The 24,824-nt window shown below is 67.1% G+C and carries 28 protein-coding genes and 1 pseudogene; 22 read left to right on the forward strand and 7 right to left on the reverse strand.

The genetic code is table 11. The features are described 5' to 3' along the window. Position 1 precedes the first annotated feature (1 nt). From KIK15_RS07320 to KIK15_RS07335, 4 genes are all read left to right on the forward strand, one after another. The gene (locus KIK15_RS07320) at positions 2–748 is read left to right on the forward strand and encodes a hypothetical protein (protein ID WP_250324288.1); all 747 of its coding nucleotides are present in this window, start codon (positions 2–4) and stop codon (positions 746–748) included. Between the two features lie 157 nt (positions 749–905). Further along, on the forward strand, positions 906–1,643 hold the full coding sequence (locus tag KIK15_RS07325; protein WP_214243533.1) for a sulfite exporter TauE/SafE family protein: 738 nt from the start codon (positions 906–908) through the stop codon (positions 1,641–1,643). A 79-nt stretch (positions 1,644–1,722) separates the two neighbouring features. Then, on the forward strand, positions 1,723–3,147 hold the full coding sequence (locus KIK15_RS07330) for a sigma 54-interacting transcriptional regulator (RefSeq protein WP_307851779.1): 1,425 nt from the start codon (positions 1,723–1,725) through the stop codon (positions 3,145–3,147). A gap of 26 nt (positions 3,148–3,173) precedes the next feature. Continuing rightward, positions 3,174–5,174 carry a VWA domain-containing protein gene (locus KIK15_RS07335; RefSeq protein WP_214243535.1) on the forward strand — a complete coding sequence of 667 codons (2,001 nt, stop codon included), beginning with the start codon at positions 3,174–3,176 and terminating at the stop codon, positions 5,172–5,174. A gap of 35 nt (positions 5,175–5,209) precedes the next feature. Here KIK15_RS07335 and KIK15_RS07340 read toward each other — a convergent pair whose 3' ends face one another. The 6 genes from KIK15_RS07340 to rpmB form a co-directional block, all read right to left on the reverse strand. After that, positions 5,210–6,262 (reverse strand): alpha/beta fold hydrolase, encoded by a 1,053-nt coding sequence (locus tag KIK15_RS07340; RefSeq protein WP_214243536.1) that lies wholly within the window; start codon positions 6,260–6,262, stop codon positions 5,210–5,212. Positions 6,263–6,378: 116 nt separating this feature from the next. Continuing rightward, positions 6,379–7,317 (reverse strand): AEC family transporter, encoded by a 939-nt coding sequence (locus tag KIK15_RS07345; RefSeq protein WP_214243537.1) that lies wholly within the window; start codon positions 7,315–7,317, stop codon positions 6,379–6,381. Between the two features lie 112 nt (positions 7,318–7,429). Next, positions 7,430–7,702, reverse strand: a complete 273-nt coding sequence (rpsR, locus tag KIK15_RS07350; RefSeq protein ID WP_214243538.1) for a 30S ribosomal protein S18 — start codon at positions 7,700–7,702, stop codon at positions 7,430–7,432. A gap of 13 nt (positions 7,703–7,715) precedes the next feature. Then, on the reverse strand, positions 7,716–8,021 hold the full coding sequence (rpsN, locus tag KIK15_RS07355) for a 30S ribosomal protein S14 (protein WP_214243539.1): 306 nt from the start codon (positions 8,019–8,021) through the stop codon (positions 7,716–7,718). A gap of 6 nt (positions 8,022–8,027) precedes the next feature. Further along, complete coding sequence (gene rpmG / locus KIK15_RS07360; protein WP_214243540.1) at positions 8,028–8,198, reverse strand: 50S ribosomal protein L33; 171 nt, start codon at positions 8,196–8,198, stop codon at positions 8,028–8,030. Beyond that, positions 8,198–8,434, reverse strand: coding sequence for a 50S ribosomal protein L28 (rpmB, locus tag KIK15_RS07365; RefSeq protein WP_214243541.1), 237 nt, complete (start codon positions 8,432–8,434; stop codon positions 8,198–8,200). The genes rpmG and rpmB overlap by 1 nt, the downstream gene beginning before the upstream one ends. Positions 8,435–8,542: 108 nt before the next feature. On the opposite strand from rpmB, the gene mrf reads away from it, so the two are divergent. The 17 genes and pseudogenes from mrf to KIK15_RS07450 all read left to right on the forward strand — a co-directional run bounded on the left by mrf (position 8,543) and on the right by KIK15_RS07450 (position 23,838). Then, complete coding sequence (mrf, locus tag KIK15_RS07370) at positions 8,543–9,868, forward strand: ribosome hibernation factor-recruiting GTPase MRF (protein WP_374222829.1); 1,326 nt, start codon at positions 8,543–8,545, stop codon at positions 9,866–9,868. Further along, the gene (locus KIK15_RS07375; RefSeq protein ID WP_214243543.1) at positions 9,868–10,128 is read left to right on the forward strand and encodes a type B 50S ribosomal protein L31; all 261 of its coding nucleotides are present in this window, start codon (positions 9,868–9,870) and stop codon (positions 10,126–10,128) included. The genes mrf and KIK15_RS07375 overlap by 1 nt, the downstream gene beginning before the upstream one ends. Positions 10,129–10,193: 65 nt before the next feature. Beyond that, positions 10,194–10,367, forward strand: a complete 174-nt coding sequence (gene rpmF, locus KIK15_RS07380) for a 50S ribosomal protein L32 (protein ID WP_214243544.1) — start codon at positions 10,194–10,196, stop codon at positions 10,365–10,367. A gap of 142 nt (positions 10,368–10,509) precedes the next feature. Beyond that, complete coding sequence (locus tag KIK15_RS07385; protein WP_214243545.1) at positions 10,510–11,196, forward strand: response regulator transcription factor; 687 nt, start codon at positions 10,510–10,512, stop codon at positions 11,194–11,196. An 83-nt stretch (positions 11,197–11,279) separates the two neighbouring features. Beyond that, positions 11,280–12,695 (forward strand): HAMP domain-containing sensor histidine kinase, encoded by a 1,416-nt coding sequence (locus KIK15_RS07390; RefSeq protein WP_250324359.1) that lies wholly within the window; start codon positions 11,280–11,282, stop codon positions 12,693–12,695. Positions 12,696–12,927: 232 nt separating this feature from the next. Continuing rightward, complete coding sequence (locus tag KIK15_RS07395) at positions 12,928–14,295, forward strand: S1C family serine protease (RefSeq protein ID WP_214243546.1); 1,368 nt, start codon at positions 12,928–12,930, stop codon at positions 14,293–14,295. Continuing rightward, on the forward strand, positions 14,296–14,946 hold the full coding sequence (locus KIK15_RS07400) for a molybdenum cofactor biosynthesis protein B (protein ID WP_214243547.1): 651 nt from the start codon (positions 14,296–14,298) through the stop codon (positions 14,944–14,946). 70 nt (positions 14,947–15,016) lie between these two features. Continuing rightward, positions 15,017–15,193 carry a hypothetical protein gene (locus KIK15_RS07405; RefSeq protein WP_250324289.1) on the forward strand — a complete coding sequence of 59 codons (177 nt, stop codon included), beginning with the start codon at positions 15,017–15,019 and terminating at the stop codon, positions 15,191–15,193. 387 nt (positions 15,194–15,580) lie between these two features. Continuing rightward, positions 15,581–16,177, forward strand: coding sequence for an MspA family porin (locus tag KIK15_RS07410; RefSeq protein WP_214243549.1), 597 nt, complete (start codon positions 15,581–15,583; stop codon positions 16,175–16,177). A 69-nt stretch (positions 16,178–16,246) separates the two neighbouring features. Continuing rightward, a complete protein-coding gene (locus KIK15_RS07415) occupies positions 16,247–16,930 on the forward strand; it encodes an MspA family porin (protein ID WP_214243550.1) in 684 nt (227 codons plus the stop codon). 300 nt (positions 16,931–17,230) lie between these two features. Beyond that, complete coding sequence (locus KIK15_RS07420) at positions 17,231–17,503, forward strand: hypothetical protein (protein ID WP_214243551.1); 273 nt, start codon at positions 17,231–17,233, stop codon at positions 17,501–17,503. A gap of 64 nt (positions 17,504–17,567) precedes the next feature. Continuing rightward, positions 17,568–18,671: pseudogene (locus tag KIK15_RS07425) on the forward strand (sensor histidine kinase); the annotation flags it as partial. Positions 18,672–18,690: 19 nt separating this feature from the next. After that, complete coding sequence (locus KIK15_RS07430) at positions 18,691–19,503, forward strand: LytTR family DNA-binding domain-containing protein (protein ID WP_214243553.1); 813 nt, start codon at positions 18,691–18,693, stop codon at positions 19,501–19,503. After that, positions 19,500–19,862, forward strand: coding sequence for a hypothetical protein (locus KIK15_RS07435; RefSeq protein WP_214243554.1), 363 nt, complete (start codon positions 19,500–19,502; stop codon positions 19,860–19,862). Before KIK15_RS07430 ends, KIK15_RS07435 begins: the two co-directional genes overlap by 4 nt. Then, the gene (locus tag KIK15_RS07440) at positions 19,862–21,616 is read left to right on the forward strand and encodes a cation acetate symporter (protein WP_214243555.1); all 1,755 of its coding nucleotides are present in this window, start codon (positions 19,862–19,864) and stop codon (positions 21,614–21,616) included. Before KIK15_RS07435 ends, KIK15_RS07440 begins: the two co-directional genes overlap by 1 nt. A 222-nt stretch (positions 21,617–21,838) precedes the next feature. After that, the gene (locus tag KIK15_RS07445) at positions 21,839–22,198 is read left to right on the forward strand and encodes a DUF485 domain-containing protein (protein WP_214243556.1); all 360 of its coding nucleotides are present in this window, start codon (positions 21,839–21,841) and stop codon (positions 22,196–22,198) included. Next, positions 22,195–23,838: a cation acetate symporter gene (locus KIK15_RS07450; RefSeq protein WP_214243557.1), complete on the forward strand. Its 1,644-nt coding sequence runs from the start codon at positions 22,195–22,197 to the stop codon at positions 23,836–23,838. Before KIK15_RS07445 ends, KIK15_RS07450 begins: the two co-directional genes overlap by 4 nt. 83 nt (positions 23,839–23,921) lie before the next feature. On the opposite strand, the gene mscL is transcribed toward KIK15_RS07450, so the two are convergent. Next, positions 23,922–24,320 carry a large-conductance mechanosensitive channel protein MscL gene (gene mscL / locus KIK15_RS07455; protein WP_214243558.1) on the reverse strand — a complete coding sequence of 133 codons (399 nt, stop codon included), beginning with the start codon at positions 24,318–24,320 and terminating at the stop codon, positions 23,922–23,924. A 186-nt stretch (positions 24,321–24,506) separates the two neighbouring features. Here mscL and KIK15_RS07460 point away from each other — a divergent pair, with 186 nt between their 5' ends. Next, positions 24,507–24,767: a hypothetical protein gene (locus KIK15_RS07460; RefSeq protein WP_307851780.1), complete on the forward strand. Its 261-nt coding sequence runs from the start codon at positions 24,507–24,509 to the stop codon at positions 24,765–24,767. Positions 24,768–24,824 lie beyond the last annotated feature (57 nt).

Consider the following 24,824-nt stretch of genomic DNA (forward strand, 5'->3'; position numbering starts at 1 on the left):
CATGCCAACGGATCCGGATGCGAACCGCTCGAGCTTCTCGGGGCTCGACGGTGCACCCACGCACGACCCCGCAGACGCGGCGACCCCGCCCGAACCTGCTGCTGAACCCGCGCCTACCGGTAAGCCGGTGCCCCGCGCCAAGACCCGATCCGCAGTGCCGGTCGAGCCCGAGACCACCGTCGAGCCCGACCCGGAGCCCGAGTCGACATCGGTTGTCACCGAACCGGAGTCGTCGCGACGTGCCTGGGGGATGGTCGTCGTGGCTGTGCTCGCTGCAGCGCTGGCGGTGGTGGCGGCCGTGGCGGTGGTGCGTGCGTTCGACTACCGCGACGACTACCGCAGCCTGCAGTCGCAGCAGGCCGACGCCCAGCGGGCCCAAGACGTGGCCGCCGCCTACGCGGTGAAGGCTGCAATGATCGATTACCGCGACTTCGATCCGTGGTTTGCCGCGCTGCGCACCGGGGTGGACGACGCGATGCGCACCCAGTTCACCACCACCGAACCGGTGTTGCGGCAGCTGCTGGGGCAGCTGCAGTGGAACTCCAAGGGCACTCTGGTCGGCAGCGACATCAAGTCCCACAACGGATCTGTCTACGTTGTGCAGGTGTTCGTCGACGTTCAGGTGACCAACGTGCAGTCACCCAACGGCGTGAAAACCACCGCGCTATACCCGATCACCGTGGACAAGGCCAAGAACTGGGCCATCACCGACATCAGTGGTGGGGTGGCGCCCCTGGCGACCAAGTAGGCGTCTGGCCGCTGCTGAGATCGTCTGACCACTGGCCTTTCGTGGACAAGGTGACCACCGTGGCGCCCTACACGGACGATTTCAGCGTGATTCACCGATCTGTCCGACTCGGCCCCGGACGCGACCGACATCTCTCTGACCAGTAACAATTGCCGATGTGTCCGTCCTCGATCTCGTGTTCTTGACGGTTGCGGGATTCGGGGCCGGCCTCGTCGGTTACGTCACCGGCCTGGCATCCGTCGTCAGCTATCCGGCTTTGCTGCTGGTCGGACTCTCACCGTTGGCCGCCAACGTCACCAACACGGTGGCGTTGGTGGCCGTCGGGGTGGGCAGCACCGCGAAAGCCGGTCGCTCCCTGGATCTGTCCAACCGTCGATGGGTGGTGCTGGCAACGGTGTCGATCCTCGGCGGCGTGGTGGGTGCGGTGGCCCTGCTGGTGGCACCGGCGAGTTCATTCGAGTCGGTGGTGCCCTATCTGGTGGCGCTGGCCTCGGCGGCGCTCATGGCGCAGCCGCTGCTGCGGCGACTGGCCGGACATCGCGAGCTGCCGGTGCCGTTCGCGATCGGGGTCTTCGCGTTGTCGGTCTACGGCGGCTACTTCGGCGCGGGAGCAGGGGTGATGTTCCTGGCCGTGGCGCTGGTCTTCAGTGGCGCACCGCTGTGGCAGTCCACTCTGCTCAAATCGGTGTTGCTGGGTCTGAGCAACGGGGTGGCCGCGGTGATCTTCCTGTGCACCGGGCCGGTGCACCTGCCCGCGGCAGTGGCGATGGGGGTGGGCTGTCTGCTCGGCGGATTCGTCGGCCCGCCGGTGGTGGCGCGGCTACCGGCCGGCCCGCTGCGGGTCGTCATCGCGGTGGCCGGGGTCGGCTTGGCCATCTGGTTGGCCGTGCGGTGAGACCCCGGCCGACCCGGCGGACGCCTCGCCGCCCGGCGACGTCAGTGCACGTCGCGGCAAACCCTCGTAGCGTGGAGTGGTGACGTCTGATCAGATCGCCGCGAGCCCGGCCGCCTCCAGTCCCCGCCCCACCGAATCCACCGTGGGAGAGCTGCGTGCCTGCGGGCATGTGCAGCGCAGCATCAAAGACGAGGTGCGCAACAACCTGCTCACCGCCCTGCGGGCCGGGGTGGACCCGTGGCCGGGCATCGTGGGCTTCGAGACCACCGTCATCCCCCAGTTGGAGCGGGCCCTGCTCGCCGGCCACGACGTGGTGATGTTGGGTGAGCGTGGACAGGGCAAGACGCGGCTGTTGCGCACTCTGGTCGGACTGCTCGACGAGTGGACCCCGGTGATCGCCGGTGCCGAACTCGACGAGCACCCGTTCGAACCCATCACCCCGGCCTCCATCCGCCGCGCCGACGAACTGGGCGACGACCTGCCGATCACGTGGAAACACCGCTCGCAGCGGTACGCCGAGAAGTTGGCCACGCCCGACACCTCCGTCGGCGACCTTGTCGGCGACGTCGACCCGATGAAGGTGGCGCAGGGTCGGACCCTCGGCGACCCCGAGACCATCCACTTCGGTCTCATCCCCCGCGCCCACCGCGGCATCGTGGCCATCAATGAGCTGCCCGACCTCGCCGAACGTATCCAGGTGGCGATGCTCAACGTGATGGAGGAACGCGACATCCAGGTGCGCGGCTACTCGCTGCGCCTGCCGTTGGATGTGATGTTGATGGCCTCGGCCAACCCTGAGGACTACACCAACCGCGGCCGCATCATCACCCCGCTCAAAGACCGGTTCGGTGCCGAGATCCGTACGCATTACCCGCTGGAACTCGACGACGAGGTGGCGGTCATCGAGCAGGAAGCCGATCTGGTGGCCACCGTGCCGTCGTTCATCACCGAGATCCTGGCCCGCTTCACCCGACACGTACGCGACCACCCTTCCATCGACCAACGCTCCGGTGTCTCAGCACGTTTCGCCATCACCGGCGCCGAGACCGTGGCGGCTGCGGCGCTGCATCGCGCCGCGATCGTCGGCGAGAGCTCGGCGGTGGCCCGGGTGGTGGATCTCTCGGCTGTCATCGAGGTGTTGCGCGGCAAGGTGGAGTTCGAATCCGGCGAGGAGGGACGCGAACTGGAGATCCTGGAGCATCTGCTGCGCAAGGCCACCGCTGACACCGTCCGCGCGCATCTGGCCGGGATCGACATGGCCGCATTGGTGGCGGCGCTGGAATCGGGTGACCCGATCGTCACCGGCGACCGGGTGACTGCGACCGAACTGCTCGATTCCATCCCGGATTCGGCCGCCGGCGTCGTCGACGAGGTGGCGGCCCGCTTGGAGGCAGGCGATCCCGGCGAGCGGGCCAGCGCCCTGGAGCTGGCGCTGGAAGGGCTGTTCTTGGCTCGCCGTATCGGCAAGGAGGCCGACGACTCCGGTCAGACCGTGTACGGCTGATCCTTCATCTACGAGAGAGAATCTTCATGGCGCGCAGGAACTTCCACCGTTCCCGGTATCAGCGATATGCCGGCGGACCAGATCCGTTGGCCCCGCCGGTCGACCTGCGTGAGGCGCTCGACGAGATCGGCAACGACATCATGGCCGGGGTGTCGCCGCAGCGTGCGCTGCGTGAGTACCTGCGACGGGGGTCGCGCAACACCCGCGGCCTGGACAAGCTGCGTGAGCAGATCAACAAGCGGCGTGCGGATCTGCTGAAGAAACGCAACCTCGACGGCACCTTCGCCGAGGTCCGTGAGCTGTTGGACCGCGCGGTGCTCGAGGAGCGAAAAGCGTTGGCGCGGGCCCTCGACGACGATGCACGGTTCGCCGAGATGCAGATCGAGAACCTCTCACCGTCCACGGCGCAGGCGGTGCAGGAACTCGCCGACTACCAGTGGCGCTCACCGCAGGCCCGCGAGGCCTACGACACGATCAAGGACCTGCTGGGCCGGGAGGCGCTCGAGCAACGCTTCGAGGGCATGAAGCAGATGCTCGAGAACGCCACCGACGAAGACCGCCAAGCGATCTCAGCGATGCTCACCGACCTCAACGAGCTGCTGGCGGCACACAATCGGGGCGAGGACACCACCGAGCAGTTTGCCGATTTCATGGACAAGCACGGGCAGTTCTTTCCCGACAACCCCCGCAACACCGACGAGCTGATCGACGCATTGGCCAAACGGGCCGCGGCTGCCCAGGCGTTCTACAACTCGCTGAGCCCCGAGCAGCGGGCGGAGATGGACGCGTTGATGCAGCAGGCGTTCGGCTCACCGGAGTTGGCGAACCAGTTGGCGCAGATGGATTCGGCGCTGCGCCAGGCCCGACCCGGTCTGGGCTGGGATGATTCCCAACAGTTCAGCGGCTCCGAGGGCATGGGGATGGGTGAGGGCGCGGGTGCGCTGGCTGATCTGGCCGAGTTGGATGCGTTGTCCGAGCAGCTGTCTCAGCAATACAACGGCGCTCAGATGGATGATATCGACCTCGAGGCGTTGGCCCGCCAACTCGGGGTCGACGCCGCTGTGGACGCGCGCACGCTGGCCGAGTTGGAGAAGGCCCTCAACGAGGACGGACTGTTCCACCGCGACGCCGAGGGCAACCTGCGCCTGTCGCCGAAAGCCATGCGGCAGTTGGGGGAATCGATCGTCAAGGACATCTCCGATCAGCTCTCCGGGCGCTCTGGTAACCGCCAGACCCGCCGCGCCGGGGCCACCGGGGAGGCCACCGGGGCCACCCGCGAGTGGCAGTTCGGGGACACCGAGCCGTGGAACGTCACCGCGACCGTGGGTAATGCGGTGCGCCGCACCATCTCTGAGAGTACCGACAGTGCCGACGCGCTGGCGCAGATCACGCGCGACGGGGTGCGCATCGATGTGCGCGACGTGGAGGTGTCGGAGACTGAAGCCCGGTCGCAGGCGGCGGTGGTGCTGTTGGTGGACACCTCATTCTCCATGGAGATGGAGGGGCGGTGGACCCCGATGAAGCGCACCGCGGTGGCGTTGAACCATCTGGTGAGCACTCGTTTTCGCAACGACGAGTTGAGCATCATCGCCTTCGGCCGCTACGCGCGCACCATCGACATCGCCGAGCTGACCGGTCTGCAACCGCGGATGGAGCAGGGCACCAACTTGCACCACGCATTGCTGCTGGCAGGTCGGCATCTACGCAAGCATCCCAACGCCCAACCGGTGGTGTTGATCGTCACCGACGGTGAGCCCACCGCCCACCTCGAGCCCGACGGCGAGTCGTTCTTCTACTATCCGCCGCACCCGGCCACGCTGGCGATGACGGTGCGTGAACTCGACGCGGTGGCCCGTCTGGGCACCCAGATCACCATTTTCCGGCTGGGTGATGACCCCAGCCTGCAGCGGTTCGTCGACCAGATCGCGCGACGGGTGGGTGGCCGGGTGGTGGCTCCCGACATCGACGGTCTCGGTGCGGCGGTGGTCGGCGACTATCTGGGTGCACGCCGGGGCCGCCGCCGCTGATCGGCTGGTCATGGACCTCTGGGCATGACCTCGTCTCAGCGCGCCAACAGCTCACGCAGGGCGTGGTCGATCTGCGGCATGAACGTCGGGTTCACCGCGAAAAGCGCCATGTGACCGACGATGTCGTCGATGACGCGAACCTGCGCGCCCGGCACCAGAGCGGCGTCGGCGGCCACGTCGCGGACCGGGAAGAACATGTCCTCGCTGATCGGCATGGCCACCAGGTCTGCGGTCACGCGACCCAGCGCCGCGGCCAGGTCGCCGTCGGCGTTACGGGCCACGTCGCCACGTTGCCATTTCCATGCCATCGTCAGCAGTGAGTTCGGGTCCAGCGCAGTGCAATACGGCTCCAAGAAGCCGTCGAGGAAGTCCTGCAGGGTCTCCATGCCCATCGCGGCGTGAAAGCGCGTCTTGAAGAACTCGGTGGAGAAACCCATCGTCCCGAGGATGCGGGCGTGGCGCCGCAGGCCATCGGCGACGTCGGTGTGAGAGGCGTACTCACCGCCTGCGAACCCCGGGTCGGAGGTGATCGCGTCGATCAGCGTCTGGGTGAACAGGAAGTCGTGCGGAGTGTTCTGCGCTGTGCCTGCGATCGGCGCGGCCCGCAGCACGGTGTCGGGGAATCGCACCGCCCACTCCCACACCTGTTGTGCCCCCATCGATCCGCCGACGACGAGTGCGAGCTTCTCGATACCGAAGTGCTCACGGATGAGCCTTTCCTGAGCGATGACGTCGTCACCGATCCGGATGCGCGGGAACCGGGGGCCGGTGATGGCGGGGTCGTCGACATTGTTCGGCGACGTCGAGAGTCCGTTTCCGATCTGGTTGACCGAGATGATGAAGTAGCGGGTGGGGTCGAGGGCGTGATCGGGGCCGATGTAGGACTCGAACCACGTGTGATGGGTGCCCGAGTAGAAGGTGGGGATCAGGATCGCGTTGTCACGCGCGTCGTTGAGGGTGCCCGCGGTCGCGACCGCCAGTTGGCAGTCCTCGATCACCCCACCCTCCTCGAGTTCCAGACGCCCGATCGAGATGAGGTCGTAGGGGCCCTGGGTTTCCGGCGTGTAGGTGGGGTTGCTCTCGGGCATCAGCTGATTCCTCGCGTCGACAGATCAGTTCGGTCCAGCTTAGAGATCGTTGGATGTCAGGTGGGTGGCGGTTCTGAGAATCTTTGTCGTACACCGCCTACCGGTGTGCGCGGTGCTCAGGCCAGCAGCGCGGTGATCACCACGATGGCGGGGATGGAGGCGAGCGTGGTGACCAGGGCGGTATCGCGGGCGAGGATCTCGCCGCGCTGGTATCGGGTGGCGTAGACGAGGACGTTTTGTGCGGTGGGCAGCGCTGCGATCACGACCTGGGCGAACAGGTCGTGGCCACGCTCCCCGAATACCAGGTAGGCCAGGGTGAACACCAGCAGCGGCTGGGCCACCATCTTCAGCACCGACGCCAGCGCCACGTCCCGGCGCGGACTGTCGCCCTTACGCAGCACCGACACCCCCGTCAGCGACAGCCCGAACGCCAACAGCGCGCCGGGCACCGAAGCGTTGCCCAGCATGGTGATCGGCTCGGACACCGCCGTGGGCAGGCGCACGTCGGCGACCGAGAGCGCCAGTCCGGCGACCCCGCCGAGCACGATGGGGTTGGTCAGCGGCGCGATCACGCTGTCGCGCAAAGTTATCCGTCCACGTGCGGCGTCGCGCAGCACGGTCAGATCGAGCACGGTCAGGGCGATGGGGGAGTAGACCATGATCTGGAACAGCAGCAGCGGGGCGACGAAGGTCGCGTCGTCCAACACGAAGATGGCGATGGGGATCCCCAGGTTGGCGCTGTTGACGTAGCTCGAGGCCAGCGCGCCGATGGTGGCCTCGGGGATCTCACGAGCCAGCACGACGCGGGCGATGACGAAGTAGACCGCACCGATGATGAACGCGCTGCCGCCGGCGATCACCAGCGTGGGGGAGAAGATGGCGCCGAGGTCGGTGGTCGAGAGCGAGTGGAACAGCAGGGCCGGGGTGAACACGAAGAACACCAGCCGACTGATCACCTGCTGGGCGTCGGGGCCCAACACCCCGGTGCGGCCCAGCACGTAGCCCACCGCGATGAGGATGAAGATGACGGTGAACCCCTGGGCGACTCCGGACACCGCTGGAGCCTACGTGCGGGCTGTGGAGCTGTGGCTCAGCACCGCAGCTATACGCCAGAAGGCCCGTGTGCAATCGCACACGGGCCTTACGGCGGAACTGGTCGGCGCTGGGTCAGCGACCGGTGGAGACGAACGGCAGCAACGCCATCTCGCGGGCGTTGCGGATGGCGGTGGCCACCTGCCGCTGCTGCTGCGGGTTCAGACCCGTGACGCGGCGGCTGCGGATCTTGCCGCGGTCAGACAGGAAGGTACGCAGTAGGGCCACGTCCTTGTAGTCGATGTGGTCGATCTTGCGCTCGCGCAGGATGTTCCGTTTGGCGACCGGCTTGGACGCCTCGGCGCGCCGCCGTCCGCCCTTCTTCGGTCCACCTGAGTTGTTCGCCATCAGTTCTCTCCTGTCACCAGCTCGACTTGGTGATGCCGGGCAGCTCACCGTTGTGAGCCATCTGCCGAAAGCGTATCCGCGACACCCCTGCCTTACCTAAATAGCCCCGCGGGCGGCCGTCGACGGCGTCCCGATTGCGCAGGCGGGTGGGGCTGGCGTCGCGGGGTAGGCGCTGCAGGGCCAGCTGCGCCGCCGCGCGCTGCTCGTCGGTCGATGCCGGGCTGCGCACGGTCTCCTTCAGCGCCGCGCGGCGCTCGGCGTAGCGGGCCACCACCTCGCGTCGGTGCTCGTTGCGGTTGATCTTGGACTTCTTGGCCACTTTCGGTCAGCGCTCCTCTTTGAAGTCGACGTGTCTGCGCACCACCGGGTCGTATTTCTTGATCACCATGCGGTCGGGGTCGTTGCGACGGTTCTTGCGGGTGACGTAGGTGTAGCCCGTCCCCGCAGTCGACTTGAGCTTGATGATCGGGCGGATGTCGGTGCTCTTGGAGGCCATCAGATCTTCTCCCCTCGGGCGCGGATGCGGGCCACCACGGCCTCGATGCCGTCGCGGTCGATGGTCTTGATGCCCTTGGCCGACACCCGCAGCGTCACGGTGCGGCCCTCGCTGGGCAGGAAGTAGCGCTTGCGCTGAATGTTGGGGTTCCAGCGGCGGTTGGTGCGCACATGCGAGTGCGACACCTGCTTGCCGAACCCGGGTGCGCGTCCGGTCACCTGACAGTGCGCTGACACGGGGCCTCCTCGTCGTAAATGGGAATGATTCTCGATTGCGCTACGCTAACACGGAAACGACAACCGTTATCAACAGTGGCCACCTGCTGGGTGGCCGGGAGGATGGACGTGTCCCGCACTAGAACCCCGCTCGTGGTGATCGCGGGTCTGGACCCGGTGGTGGTCGACTCGGTGGCTGCCGCGCACTGCACCCCGGGCACCGTGGTCGTTCACCACGACCTGGTGGAGCTGTCCCTGGGCGCGATCACCCGCACGCTGCGGATGGTCGACGCCGACGGGCAGGTCGTCACCCGCGTGGAACGGATGGAACTCGACCACGCATGTGTGTCGTGCACGCTGCGCGAGGATCTGCTGCCGCTGCTGCGCGCGCTGCACCGGCGTTCGTCGGTACGACGCATCGTGATCGCGCTGGACGGGCTGATCGAACCCGAGCCGCTGTGCTGGGCCATCGACTCGGTGATGGTGACCGATGTGCCCGGCCAGATCGACGGTCCGGCCTCGCTGGATGTGGAGATCGAAGCGGTGATCGGCTGCGTGGACGCGGGCACCTGGGTGGAGCAGGCCACCGGTGACGAGACGTTGGCCGAGGCCGGTCTGGCCGGTGCCAGTGGTGCCGACTTCGCCGACGAGCGCACCCTGTCGCAGGTGGTGGTCGGGCACGTCGACTTTTCCGATGTGCTGGTGGTGCACGGTGGTGGGGGTCGGGAGAACTGGGACGCCGCGGTGTTCGGCGCGGTGATCGCCCGGCTCGCCCCCGGGGTTCCGGTGCTCGACGTCGACACCGCCCACCCGGTCTCGTCGTCGCGGCTCGACGCTGCTCTGAGCCAGATCCCGACCCACGCGCGGCGCGGTCGGGTCTACGGCGCGCACGATCCGCTGTTGCCCGGTCAGCCCCCACTGGAGCCCGACTGCGGAGTGCAGATCGTGGAGTTCCACGCCGACCGGCCGCTGCATCCGGGTCGGCTGCACGATGCCATCGACTGTCTGCTCGATGGGGTGGTGTGCGCTCGCGGTCGGTTGTGGCTGGCCACCCAGCCTGAGGAGGCGCTGTGGCTGGAGAGCGCGGGCGGCGGGTTGCGGGTGGCCACCGGCGGCGCCTGGCTGGCCGCCATGACGCCGGCCCAGATCGACGAATGCGATCCCGAACGGGTGTCGATGGCCGCCGCGCGCTGGCATCCGGAGTTCGGCGACCGCGAGACCAGCATCGTGGTGCTGGTTCACCGCGCCGATCCGGTGACCGTGCAGGAGACGCTGCGCTCGGCGTGCGTCACCGACGCCGAACTCGCCGACGGCCTCGACGTCTGGCTCACCTACGACGACCCCTTCGGCGCCTTCCACTCCGACCCGTGTGATGACGGAGCCGACGAGGGAGCCGACCCCACTGCGACCGTGTCGACCGACGCGGGCGAGCACCGACCCGGACAGGAGCTTTGATGAAGCCAGGAATCCACCCCGACTACCACCCCGTTCTGTTCCAGGACTCCTCGACCGGGAAGACGTTCCTCACCCGCTCGACGCTGACCTCAGACGTCACTTTGGATTGGGAGGACGGTAACCGGTATCCTCTGGTGGTTGTCGATGTCACGTCTGATTCGCATCCGTTCTGGACGGGCGCACACCGCGTGATGGACACCGCAGGACGAGTGCAGAAGTTCGAACGCCGCTACGGCCGCCGAACTCGCCCCACGTCATAGGGTTCCGCATCGACAAAAGACATGTGTACCGCGCACTCGAAGCGCACCTATGGAAGGGCTAGATCATGGCTGTACCGAAGCGCCGGATGTCGCGGTCCAACACCCGCAGTCGTCGTTCGCAGTGGAAGGCGGACAACCCCGCCCTGCAAGAGGTGAAGGCCGGCGGCGTGAGCCAGCGCGTGCCGCGTCGCCTGGTCAAGGCCGTCCAGCTCGGGATCATCGACCTGGACCGCCGCTAGTCTCTCCACGCTGAGCCGTTCGCGCTCCACGTTTTGGCTGTTCGCTCCGGGTACAACCGGAGGGCGGGCCAAAAGGTGGAGCGCGAACGTGTGTGTGGGGTGTCTTAGCGCGTTCTCAGAACTGCGCGTCACACTGGTCTACATGCGCATTCTGGTGGTGGATGACGACCGCGCGGTGCGGGATTCGCTGCGTCGGTCGCTGTCGTTCAACGGCTACACCGTGGAGACCGCGACCGACGGGGTAGAGGCTCTCGATCACATTTCCGGGTCTCGGCCCGACGCGATGGTGTTGGACGTGATGATGCCGCGTCTGGATGGTCTCGAGGTGTGTCGTCGGCTGCGCAGCACCGGCGACGACCTGCCGATTCTCGTGCTCACCGCCCGTGACAGCGTGTCCGAGCGTGTGTCTGGGCTCGACGCCGGCGCCGACGACTACCTGCCCAAGCCGTTCGCGTTGGAAGAGCTGTTGGCCCGGTTGCGCGCACTGCTGCGTCGGGCGGGTGCCGAGGCCGATCCCGATTCCGAGGTGATGACCTTCGCCGACCTGACCATGGATCCGGTGACCCGCGACGTCTCCCGCGGCGACCGTCCCATCAGCCTCACGCGCACCGAGTTCGCGCTGCTGGAGATGCTGATGGCCAATCCGCGCCGGGTGCTCACCCGTAGTCGCATCCTCGAGGAGGTGTGGGGCTACGACTTCCCCACCTCGGGTAACGCGCTGGAGGTCTACATCGGCTATCTGCGCCGCAAGACCGAAGCCGACGACGAGCCGCGTCTGATCCACACCGTGCGCGGCATCGGTTACGTGTTGCGCGAGACGCCACCGTGAGTCAACCCGCCGGCGATGGCGCGTCGGGGCAGCCGTGGGCGCAACCCATCCCGGTGGTCGACCCCGGTCACGCGGCGGCGGCGCTGCGCGAGCGTGACGCCGACCGGCTTGCCGAAGGGTCGGTGTTGTCGCGGTCCATCTCGTTGCGACTGCGGGTCACGCTGCTGGCGGCGACGGTGGTGGGCATCGCGGTGGCGGTGATGGCGGTGTCGGCCTACGCGGTGGTCTATCGCGCGATGTACGCCGACGTCGACGCCCAATTGCGTAATCGCGCAGAAGGTCTCACGCAACTGTCAAACTACGGGGTGCTGGGCGACTCGCCAGAAAGTCTGGTGGCCACGTCGGTGTTCTCCACCGACATCTCGGTGGCCCTGGTGCTGCCCAGTGGGCAGGGTTTCCAGATCGGGTACGTACCGATAGGTGCCGCCGAGCGTGCTGTGATCGACGCTCCGACAACACGATCCGAGCAAGTGAACAGCCTGCGGACGGTCGACAACCGACGGGTGCTGGCCCGCAAGCTCGGTGATGGCAACACGTTGGTGATGGCGCAGAGCCTGGGTCCCACCGACAAGGTGCTCGGCCGGTTGGCGTGGGTGCTGGCCATCGTCGGCGGCTGCGGGGTGATCCTGGCTGCGGTGGCCGGCACCACGGTGGCCCGCGCCGGTCTGCGCCCGGTGGCCCGGCTCACCCAGGCCGCCGAGCGGGTGGCGCGTACCGACGATCTCAACCCCATCCCGGTCACCGGTAGCGACGAGTTGGCCAGGCTGACAGCGAGTTTCAACCAGATGCTGCGTGCGTTGGCGGAATCGCGGGAGCGACAATCACGGCTCGTGGCCGACGCCGGTCACGAGCTGCGCACCCCGCTCACCTCGCTGCGGACCAACCTGGAGTTCCTCATCGCGTCCTCGGCGCCAGGCGCACCGGCGGTTCCTGCCTCGGACATGGCCGAGTTGCGCAGCGACGTGATGGCCCAGATCGAGGAGTTGTCCAACCTCGTCGGCGACTTGGTAGACCTCGCGCGCGACGACGTTCCGCAGGTGGTGCTCGAGGAGATCGACCTGGTGGAGGTGCTCGACCGGTCGCTGGAGCGGGTCCGCCGTCGGCGCAGCGACATCGACTTCGAGGTGCACGCGGCGCCGTGGTTCGTCTTCGGCGAACCGTCGGGGCTCTCGCGCGCAGTGCTCAACGTGCTCGACAACGCGGCCAAGTGGTCGCCGCCGGGTCGTCCGGTGCGGGTGACCCTGCGCCAGATCGGACCACAACGCGCCCAGCTGGCGGTGGCCGACGGTGGCCCGGGCATCCGGCCGCAGGACCGCGCCCTGATCTTCGAGCGCTTCTATCGATCCGATGCGGCCCGGTCGATGCCCGGTTCGGGCCTGGGGTTGGCCATCGTTCGGCAGGTGGTGGCCAAACACGGTGGCCAGGTGTCGGTGGGCGATTCCGATCTCGGCGGCGCACTGATCACCATCGAGTTGCCCGGTCGTCCGGCACCGAGCTGAGAACCGCCCGCGACCGGCCGGCGACAACCGCAGTTCGAGTCGATTCCGTTACGCCTGGGCGGCGGTTGTGCACAGATTGTCACGACCTCATAAGGAAACCCTGGGGTGGGTCTCAGTCCGCTCTCAGGCCCATGCAGCACGGTTAATGTCATACGGTCGGGTCGATCCAGACCTGTGGGCTGCGCCGGTCGCCGCCCACCGCGACCCCCAGCGATGACGGAGGCACCCAGGCATGACCGACACCCCGAACGGGTCGGATTCCCCGAACGATCCCGCCGACTCGCGCCCTGAGGGCAGTGGCGCGCAGGGGTCGTGGTCGCGGCCGTCGGACGATGCCCCGTCGGACCTCGGTCAGGGCACCTACGGTCAGGGCGGCTACAGCCAGGGCGGTTACGGCCAGACCAGCAGCTATCCGACGCCTCAGTACAGCCAGGGCTACACCGGGACATTTCCGGCGTACACCGCGCCCGAGCGCCCCGCGCGCAGCAGCAATTCCAAGGGGCTCATCGCGTTGGGCGCGGTGACGCTGACGCTGCTGGCCGGTGGCGTGGGTGGTGTCATCGGGGCCAGCCTCGACGACAACTCGGGCAACCGTTCGGCCTCCAGCGTGGGCACCCCGATCGGGGGCGACCAGCAGAACACTCAACCGGTCGCCGCCCCACCCGGGTCGGTGCAGGATGTGGCGGCGCGGGTGCTGCCCTCGGTGGTGTCCATCGATGTCAAGGTGGGCGACCGTGAGGGCGAGGGCTCAGGTGTGGTGCTCACCTCCGACGGGGTGATCCTCACCAACAACCACGTGGTCACTGCGGAGACATCAAGTGGCACACCGACTCTGGTGGTCAGCTACTCCGACGGATCCACCTCCGGCGCCCGGGTGGTCGGCGCCGACCCCATTTCTGACATCGCCGTCATCAAAGCCGACAAGACCGGGTTGAAGCCCATCGCGGTGGGCACGTCGAAGAACCTCGCGGTAGGCCAGGACGTGATCGCGATCGGTTCGCCGCTGGGGCTGGCGGGCACGGTGACCACCGGCATCATCTCCTCGCTGAACCGGCCGGTGTCGACCCGCGGCGAGGACCCCAACAGCACCGCGTCGGTGATCGACGCCATCCAGACCGACGCCGCGATCAACCCGGGCAACTCCGGTGGCGCGCTGGTCAACGCCAACGGTGCGCTGATCGGTGTCAACAGCGCCATCGCCAGCCTGTCGTCGAGTTCGGAGCAGCAGGGCGGCAGCATCGGGTTGGGCTTTGCCATCCCGATCGACCACGCCATGCGCATCGCCAAGGAGTTGCAGTCCACCGGCAAGGCCACCCAGGCCGGCCTGGGCGTGTCAGTTCGCTCGGCGACGGCCGACGCCGGCAACCCGGGTGCACAGATCTCGGAGGTGACGCCCAACGGCGCCGCATCCAAGGCGGGGATCCCCGCCGGGGCGGTGGTCACCAAGGTCAACGACCGGGTGATCGGTTCCGGTGATGCGTTGGTGGCGGCCATCAGGTCGTTCGCGCCGGGTGACACCGTGAAGATCACCTACAGCAGCAACGGAACCAGCCGTACGGTCCAGGTCACCCTGGACACCTTGAACACCGGAGGACGCTGAATGTATACGACAGACGAGAGCTCGGCGGTTCTGCGGATCCTGCCTTCCTTGGATTCCGACGCCGGCAGTGATGCAGTGAACGCCGCCCTGCAGGTGAGCCCCGAGGATGTGGTGGCCGCTGAGCGCGCCGCCGCCAACGCGGCGTCAGCTGACCGCGCGGCGGGGCTGGGCACCCAGCAGCTCGGGCGCGCCCTGGTGGTGGTGGTCGACGACCGGGCCGCCCACGGTGAGGATCAGACCCTGATCGGGCCGCTGGTGTGTGAGCTGTTGGAGGAGGCGGGGTTCCATGTGGACGCCACCGTCGCGGTGGCGGCCGACGAGGTGGACATCCGCAATGCGCTCAACACCGCTGTCATCGGTGGCGTCGATCTGGTCATCTCGGTTGGTGGCGTGGGCGTGGGTCCGCGCGACGTGACTCCGGAGGCCACCACCAGCTTGCTGGATCGCTCGTTGCCGGGCATCGCGGAGTCGGTCCGTAGTTCTGGCCTGGCCGCCGGGGCCACCGATGCGGGGCTCTCGCGCGGGGTGGCCGGCATGTCGGGTCAGACCCTGGTGGTGAACCTGGCCAGCTCCCGGGCGGCGGTGCGTGACGGCATGGCGACGGTGACGCCGTTGGCCCAGCACATCATCGAATCCATCAGCACCTTCTGATCCTCTCGGATCGTCAGATCAGATGAACGCACGGTGAACACGGCATTGATACATGGGGAAACTTCGCCCCATGGATGAGGTGGATCACAATGCGCAGCGCCGCCGGATCGCCGAGATCTTCGGTGACGATCTTGTGGCGGTGACGCGTGATGAGGTGGGCCTGGCAAGCGGTGGCGGCCCTGGCGATGCCGCTGACAATGCCTCTGACCAGTGGTTGCAGGAGAACCGGCCGCCACATCACGGCTGAACGTTTGTCACACCAGCACCACGGTTCCCAACGACTTCTCGCGGTGGACTGGTTTCGACCGTTGCGGTGTTAACGATTTTTCACCGGTTGTGCAGGCACTTCGCGACGCGCCCGGTAGGAAGTGTTGTTCGTAGGCGTTGCCCAAGCTAACCTCCTCCCTGGATGAGCGGGGTCTCACAGTTTGATGGGTCCCGAACAGCCGACACAGTGTCGTTGAGATCACGTGGGGGATTTCGCGGGGCGAAGTTAACGCACCCGAAACACCGTGCAATGTGATCGTCAAGGTCTCGCGACACTATTTCGCAGAACCGTCAGGTCTCTCCGGGCTCACGCTTCGGCTGCGCCTGGATAAACACGCACTTCCTCGAGAGGGAACGAATGAGCAAGATGAGCAACTCTGGTCTGCGCCGCGTTGTCGGCGCGGCTGCCGTCGCCGCGGTTGCCGCCGTCGGACTCGCCAGCATGGGCGCCGGCAACGCCGCCGCAGGACCGCTGCCCGGTGGATCGAAGACCACCATCGGCCTGGACGGCACCGCCGTGAAGATCACCCGCTCAGGCGAAGGCATCTACCCGGTTCCCTCCGTTGCCAACAACGGTGTCGGTCGTGCCGCTGAGATCAGCGGCAACTACTTCGCGAACGTCAAGGGTGACGCCGAAGGCGTGTTCGACGTGGGTTACCTGATCGGGTGTCAGGTCAACATTTCCAGCCTCTCCTTGGGCGGCAGCACCGCTCTCAACCTCACCGCCGGCACCTTCACCCTGAACGGCAACGTCTCGATTCCCCTCACGCCTGGTACCACTACGAAGGTGGTCTTGGCCGAGAAGTCCATCAAAAAGGGCGTGTCCGCGGTGCAGTTCAAGCGTCAGGACATCCAGATCCAAGGTTGCGGAGGCGCCGCGATTGCCCGCTCGTTTGCGACTGTCGAGCTCCGTGGTGACTACTACGTGCAGTCCACCCTGTATGGGACTCCCGTCAACTTCTGATCTCCGAACGCTGGACACATACACCATTCTTGATCCGCAGGCCCGCGGACGAACCTCTGAAGGGGAATAATGAACAACAAGATCGTGCGCCGCACGGCTGGCGCGGTTGCTATCGCCAGCGTTTCAGCGGTTGCCATGGCCAGCATGGGAACGGGCGCTGCCTCGGCCCAGCGTCTGCCGGGTGGCTTCATCACTCAGACTCTGGTCGACGGGACGAAAATCACCGTGTCGCTGAAGGACGAGTCAGTCCGTTATGCCCGTAAGGTGGTGGCCTCGCCCACGACGCGTAACGTGTGGCTGTCTGGCAAGGTTCTGGTCACAGCGACTGGCTCAAAGCCCTCGGTTTCGATCACGCCCTCCTACGTCGTGGGTTGCCAGGTCACCTTCGACGCTGGTGTCACGGCGGGGGTTCAGGGCAACGGCGCGCCCGATCCACAAGGCGGTACCGTCATTACCCCCGACAATGAGGGTGGCAACAACGCGGGCGGAAGCTTCACCCTGGGGCCCGGCCAAGCCCGCACGGTCCCGATGATCGACTACACCGAGACCAACGACTACGGCATCGACTCCACCGTCAACTCGACAGGCTTCGATGGAAATCGTGGCGGCGTTGCCTACAGCGAAGTCCAGTTTGGCATTGATGGTTGTGCCGGTTACGCGTCGGCCAAGGCCAAGATCGAGGTCTCGGTTTCCACGGATGCGGTTGACGGCTACGTCACCCTGTTCGGTAAGCCGTTCACCCTCGGTGGCTGATCGGCGGAACGCACCCTGCGCCTAACGCGCAGTAGTGCTCTCGCAGAGGGGGAGCGGCCCACATCGGGTCGCTCCCCTTCTGTCACGTCTGGATGCGTTCGGATTCATCAACGGGCGGTGATACGTCACCGCCGAAAAGTGCTGGGAATGGGTCGATTTCCAGACTCGGGTGGGTAAGCCGACCTATTGCGTCCGACATGACCGAAAGCAGTGGCACAGGTGTGGATCGATGTGCACAATGGTGGCCTGCACGCCCGGGGGGCGCGTGCTGAACACCATCACTTCGACAAAAGACGGCGCATGACTGTGAACATCGACCTGGCACGTCACTCGACCACCGAGACCGGCTCGCGTGCCACGCACGACGAGTTGATCGACTTCGGGCTCGGCTGGTTTCAGCGCGGGGGCGGGCCGGCAGAGGCCATTCGCGAGCGGTTCGGGCTCAGCGAACGCGAGTACTTCACCCAGCTGCGCCACCGGCTCGATGGCATCGACACCGACGAGGTCCCGCGTCGGGTGGTCGAACAGATGAAGGCGGTGTGCCGCAAGCGTCTGTGGCTGGCCCGCGCATGATGTGTGCTGCGCACCCGTGAGTGATTTTGTACCGCGGGCGGGCCTTTTTCGCTCACGAGCGCGCAGTGCACTCACCACAGCCTCGTTGGCGGCTCGACCGTTGCGCGGCGGTCTCGACGCCCAATCCGCGGCGCTGGCCGCGCCACATCTGCGCACGCTCACCGAGTCCGACGCGGTGGGGCTCGCCGACGCCGACGGGGTCACCCTCGGGTGGCACGGCGGTCCCGGTGCCGGCGCGGAATCGATTGTCGCCCAGACCTTTGCCGCCGAGGCCGCGCGTGCGGCCGATCAGGGTCGCCGCATCCTGATCACCGACACCGCCCGTTTGGATCCGGGGCTGCGCTCGCTGGTGGTGCAGCCGCTGCTCGACGACACCGGTGCGCTGGGGGTGTTGGGGGTGGCCGCGCGCACGGTGCCTGGACCGGGGACGCTCGCCGCGCTCACCGAGGTGGCGCGGTATGTGAGCGACCAACTCGAACTCGCCGAACTCGACGCATCCCGGGCTCGCCTCGATCGTGCCGAGGTACGTGCGCTGCGTGCCCAGATCAGCCCACACTTCATCTACAACGCACTCACCACGGTCGCCTCGTTCGTCCGCACCGATCCCGATCGGGCCCGCGAGTTGATCCTCGAGTTCGCCGACTTCACCCGATACTCGTTTCGCACCGCAGGCGAATTCACCGTCCTGTCCGACGAACTGCGCAACATCGACCGCTACCTCACCCTGGAACGAGCCCGATTCGGTAGCGCGCTGGAGGTGCGACTCCAGGTGGCCCCCGAGGTGCTACCGGTGGTGCTGCCGTTCCTGGCGTTGCAGCCGCTGGTGGAAAACGCGGTCCGACACGGCATCTCCGGCACGGCCTCCGGTGGGACGATCACCATCGTGGCCGCCGACGCCGGCACCGACTGCGTCATCAGCGTCGAGGACGACGGCAAAGGGATGGACCCCGAACTGCTGCGCTCGGGGGCCATCGACGCAGTGGTGCCCAGCGGCAGCGGTTCGACCACCGCCGGGGCCGAGAGCGCGCACGTGGGTCTGGCCAACGTCGACGATCGGCTGCGCGCGGCGTTCGGCAACGACTACGGGCTGGTGGTCGAGACCGCCCCCGGTGCGGGCACCAAGGTGACCATGCGGATACCCAAGTTCCGTCCCGGCGTCACCGCATGACCGAGCCCGCCATGACACGATGTCGAGCGTGACGCAAGTCTCCGACAGCAGAGCCGACGGCGCCCATCGCGGGCTGACGGTGCTCGCCGTCGACGACGAGCTGCCCGCACTCGACGAACTGCGCTACGCGCTACGCGAGCAGCACGCCATCACCGATGTCCTCACCGCCGCTGACGCCACCACCGCGTTGCGTTTGATCACTGATCGCGCCGACATCGACGCAGTGTTCCTCGACATCAACATGCCCGGTCTCAGTGGACTGGAACTCGCCGGTGTGCTTGCTGCGTTCGCCGACCCACCGGCGATCGTGTTCGTCACCGCCCACGACGACCGAGCGGTGGCCGCCTTCGAACTCGGTGCAGTGGACTACCTGCTCAAACCGTTGCGCGCCGAACGGGTGACTCAGGCGGTGGCCCGAGTCGCCGCGCGCGCAGGTACCGGCGACCGCAGAGACCGCGCAGCCGCCGAGACACCCGACGACGAGATCATCGCCGTCGAGGTGGGCGGGGTGACCAGCCTGGTGCCGCGGTCATCGGTGGCGTGGGTGGAGGCCGAGGGCGACTACGCCCGACTGCACACCGCCACCGGCTCGCACCTGGTGCGTATCCCGCTGTCCACGCTGGAAAGCCGTTGGGCCCCGGCCGGATTCATCCGAATCCACCGATCGTTCCTGGTGGCGATGGCACTGGTGACCGGGATTCGCAGCCGCGGCTCGGGCACGGTGGTGTGCCTGGCGGTGGGCGGTCAGCCGGTGGAGTTGCCGGTCAGTCGACGCCACACCCGCGACCTGAAGGATCGTCTGGTGGGCGGCTCGCCCGGGTCGCGCCGATGACCACGCCGCGGCCCCGGGAACGGGTGGTGCTCGCGCAGCGGCGGGGCGCGCGTCGGGTACGAACCCGGGTAGAGGTGGTGGAGCAGACCGAGATCGGGGAGGCGTTCATCCGGGGACTGATGCGTGCGCAACTGGGGCTGGCGCTGCGACTGGCCGGGGCCACCGCACTGCTGTTGGGTGCGCTGCCACTGCTGTTCGCGCTGATCGACCCGTTGAGCCGCATCACCGTCGCCGGTATCGCGCTGCCGTGGGTGATCCTGGGGGTGGCGGTGTATCCGATGCTGCTGGGCGCGTGCTGGGTGTACAACCGCCTCGCCGATCGCAACGAGCAAGAGTTCGCCGAGTTGATCGACGACTGATGCTCGACATCACCACCACCTCGGCGCCGCCGGCCACCGTCGTAGCGGTGATCGCGGCCGCAGTGGCCGCCGTGGCCATCGGCGCCTACGGGGTTCGGCTGGCCCGCACCACATCTGACTTCCTGGTCGCTTCCCGCAGCGTGGGACCGCAGTGGAATGCGGCCGCCATCTCCGGGGAATACCTGTCGGCGGCATCCTTTCTCGGGGTGGCCGGGCTGATAGCCAAGTACGGTGCCGACGCGCTGTGGTATCCGATCGGGTTCACCGCCGGGTATGTGGGTCTGCTGCTGTTCGTGGCCGCCCCACTGCGTCGATCGGGCGCCTACACCGTGCCCGACTTCGCGGAGTTCCGTTTGGGGTCAGTGGGTTTGCGTCGCCTGGCCACCGCGATGGTGGTGGTCATCTGCGTGCTGTACCTGGTGCCGCAACTGCAGGGCGCGGGCCTGACGTTGAACATCCTGCTGGGTCTGCCGCCGTGGGTGGGTGCGGTGGTGGTCGGTGGGGTGGTGATCGCCAACGTCGTGGGCGGCGGCATGCGTTCGGTCACCTTCGTACAGGCCTTCCAGTACTGGCTCAAGCTCACCGCCATCGCCGTGCCCGCAGTGGTACTCGGGCTGCATCTGTACCTCGGCGACCGTCCACCGGCCACCGACACCCCCGCCACCGTGGCCACAGACACCCGACTACAGGTGAACACCGATGTGACGCTGCGCGTTTCGACGCCGCTGTCGGTGCAGATCGACGGCCGGGTGGACGGCCGACCGGTGAACGGACCCATCCGGCTCGCCCCGGGCGAGCACCGGGTGGACGCCGAGAGCCGAGTGCTGTTGCCCGCCGGTGCCACGGTTCCACAGGTGGCCGGTGCCCCGTCCACCTATGCGCAATGGGCCCGTCCGGGTTGGGGTTTCGGTGGCGAGCACCCCATGTATCAGGTGTATTCGCTGATCATCGGGATCTTCCTGGGCACCATGGGACTGCCGCATGTGCTGGTGCGCTTCTACACCAACCCCGACGGCCGCGCGGCACGCGCCACCTCGATGGCGGTGGTGGCGCTGCTGGGTGTGTTCTACCTGTTTCCCACCGTGCTGGGCGCGGTGACCCGGCTGTGGGTGCCGCAGCTGCTGCTCACCGGGACATCGGATGCGGTGGTGCTGCTGTTGCCCGGCGGGGTGCTGGCGGGGATCTGGGGACAACTGTTGGCGGCGTTGGTGGCCGCCGGTGCGGTGGCGGCGTTTCTGGCCACCGCGTCGGGGTTGTTGGTCAGCGTGGCCGGTGTGGTGAGCACCGATGTGCTGCGCGGGCGGGTCCGCGACTTTCGCATCGCCTCGGTGCTGACCGGCCTGGTGCCGATCGCGTTGGCCGTGGCGGTCTCGTCGATCGACCTCTCACGCACCGTCGGGTTGGCCTTCACCGTCGCCGCCTCCACCCTGTGTCCGCTGCTGGTGCTGGGCATCTGGTGGCGCGGACTGACCGCCGTCGGTGCTGCCGCGGGTCTGGTGGTCGGCGCGGTGACCGCGGGTTCGGCGGTGGTGGTCACCGCGGCGTCCGGACTGCTCGACGACGTGCTGCACGGCTGGCCTGAGGTGCTGCTGAGCTATCCGGCCGCGATCAGCGTGCCGCTGGCGTTCGCCACCATGGTGGCCGTGTCGATGCTGACCGCAGGTCGCGTGCCCGCTGATGTGGGCCGCATCCTCACCCGCCTGCACGCACCCGAACGTCTAGGCGTGGGCCGCGACCGCGAGACCACCCTCTGACCCGTCGACCGTGCCGAAATAGGGCGTCGACCGTGCCGAAGTAGGGCGTCGACCGTGCCGAAACAGGGCGTCGACCGTGCCGTTCGTCGTGTCATGGCGACCGTTCGGCGCACAGTTCGACAGTTCGGCGTGTGACCGGGACAACACCGCGCGGGTGTGACGCACACCTCATTACGGTCAGCCACATCACCAGTAGGTCCACCACCAGCACAGGGGAGTGCCATGACCACATCCGACCTCAGTTCGGCGCCGGACGCGAAACCCGCCCCCGACGCCGACGCGTTCATCGCCATGCAGGCCAGCCCCGAGTTCCAGGAACTGCGCCGTCGGCTGCGGTCCTTCGTGTTCCCGGTGACCGGGCTGTTTCTGGCCTGGTTCGCCGCCTACGTGCTGCTGGCCACCTACGCCGAGGACTTCATGGCTACCAAGGTGTTCGGCAACATCAACGTCGGTCTGCTGCTCGGGTTGGGACAGTTCGTGACCACCTTCGCCATCACCGCGATCTACGTACGCTTCGCCAACCGTGAGCTCGACCCCCGCGCCGAAGCCATCCGCAACGAGCTGGAAGGACCGAGCGCATGAACGAGCAAATTCTCGCCGCGGGCGGCCACACCGACGTGGGCAGCCCCGCACTCAACATCGCCATCTTCGCCGCGTTCGTCGTCATCACCATGGCGATCGTCATCCGCGCCAGCCGCACCACCAAGAAGGCGTCGGACTTCTACACCGGCGGCGGACAGTTCTCGGGACCGCAGAACGGGTTCGCCATCGCCGGTGACTACCTGTCGGCGGCGTCGTTCCTGGGTATCGCCGGGGCGATCGCCGTTTACGGCTACGACGGGTTCCTCTACTCCATCGGCTTCCTGGTCGCCTGGCTGGTGGCGCTGTTGTTGGTGGCCGAATTGCTGCGCAACACAGGGCGATTCACGATGGCCGATGTGCTGAGCTTCCGCCTGCAGGAACGGCCGGTGCGGATGGCCGCAGCCCTGTCGACGCTGGCGGTGTCGCTGTTCTACCTGTTGGCGCAGATGGCCGGGGCCGGCGGTCTGGTGGCATTGCTGCTCAACATCGACGGCAAGTTCGGCCAGGGCGTCGTGGTGGCCGTGGTGGGTGTCCTGATGATCGCGTACGTGCTCGTCGGGGGCATGAAGGGCACCACCTACGTGCAGATGGTGAAGGCAGTGCTGTTGATTGCCGGCGCCGGAATCATGTTCGTGCTGGTGCTGCTGGAGGTGAAGGGCAACTTCTCCACGCTGCTCGCCGACGCTCAGGCCACGGTCTCGGGTTCGGCGAACGAGGCTGTCGCCGGGCGTGATGTGTTGGCACCGGGCGCCAAGTACGGGATCAGCGACATGTCGCGGCTCGACTTCATCTCGCTCGGGTTGGCCCTGGTGTTGGGCACCGCCGGCCTGCCGCACGTGTTGATGCGGTTCTACACGGTGCCCACGGCCAAGGAGGCCCGCCGCTCGGTCACCTGGGCCATCGGCCTGATCGGCGCGTTCTACCTGTTCACTCTGGTGCTGGGCTACGGGGCGGCCAAGATGGTGGGCCCGGACAAGATCCTCGCCGCGCCCGGCAAGGAGAACTCGGCGGCACCGCTGCTGGCCTTTGAGCTCGGCGGCACCATCTTCCTTGCCGTCATCTCGGCGGTGGCGTTCGCGACCATCCTGGCCGTGGTGGCCGGGCTGGCCATCACCGCCGCGGCGTCGTTCGCCCACGACATCTACGCCAGCGTGATCAAGCGCGGCAACGCCACCGAAGAACAGCAGGTGCGGGTCTCGCGGATCACCGTGGTGGTGATCGGTCTGGTCTCGATCGTGTTGGGCATCATGGCAATCGGGCAGAACGTGGCGTTCCTGGTGGCGCTGGCGTTCGCGGTCGCCGCCTCGGCCAACCTGCCCACGTTGCTGTTCTCGCTGTTCTGGAAACGGTTCAACACCACCGGTGCGCTGTTCAGCATCTACGGCGGGCTGGCCACCTGCATCGGCGTGATCATCTTGTCGCCGGCGGTGTCTGGGGCCAAGACATCGATGTTGCCCGACAGCGACTTCCACGTGTTCGAGCTGTCCAACCCGGGCATCATCTCCATCCCGGTCGGGTTCGCCCTCGCCGTCATCGGCACCTACGTGGGCGGCCGACGCCAGGAGAACCCGGCCAAGCAGGCCGAGATGGAAGTGCGTTCGCTGACCGGTGTCGGTGTGGAAAAGGCTGTGTCACACTGAATTTCCTGCCGCACCGCGCGGATACGACACGACCGGGACCACTCTTGGGGTGGTCCCGGTCGTGTGGTGTCGACGGGTGGTGGTCAGGCGCTCTTCTGGGCCGCCAGCAGATCGCGGATCTCGCCGAGTAGTTCGGCCTCGGTCGGGCCGGCCGGATCGGCAGGGTCGTCGGATGCGTTGAGCGACTTGAGCTTCTCGAACGGCAACACGATGACGAAGTAGACCACGGCCGCCACGACCACGAAGTTGATCGCGGCGGTGATCAGCGACCCGATGTCGACGAAGGTGTTGGCCTTGTCCGACAGGATCTTGAAGCCCAGACCTTCGGCGGTGCCCGAGCCGCCGATGGCGTTGATCAGCGGCTGGATGATGTTGTCGGTGAACGCCTTGACGATCGCGGTGAACGCGGCGCCGATGACGACCGCGACGGCGAGGTCGATGACGTTGCCGCGCATCAGGAAATCTTTGAAACCTTTGAGCATCGTGCTGCACTCCTCCTCGTAGTGTGCGATGGGTTGGCCCCCCAACAGCGGAATACTAAACATGCAGGTCGATGCAGGCCGGGCGAACGTGACCAGGCGGCGGGTCCCCCGCGTCATGTCGCATGATCTGCCCGAAAACGGGCAAATTCTTGATCTTGTCGGGCGTGAACGCCCATGCTTGGGATTGTGATCGACCCAGAACTGTGTGCCCGCGTGGTCGCGAGCACCGGACTCTCCGAGCGCGAGGCCCAGCGGGTGATCGGTGACGTGGTGGCCTGGTTTGGCGAACCGGTGGAGGAGTTCGTCCGTCGGCGGCACGCGGCGCTGCAGCTACACGGCACCCGCAACGACGACGCGTTCGCGATCATCGCCGCGGAGTTGTCGCATCGGGTGGTGGCCGCGCCGACGCTGAGCCCCCGACAGTTGCGCCGCATCGTCTACGGCTGAGCCGTGGGCTCGTCGACTGCTCCCGCACCTCCCCGAACATCGAAAGGCAGGGCTGAC

The organism is Williamsia sp. CHRR-6, from assembly GCF_018474015.1.
GTDB lineage: Bacteria > Actinomycetota > Actinomycetes > Mycobacteriales > Mycobacteriaceae > Williamsia_A.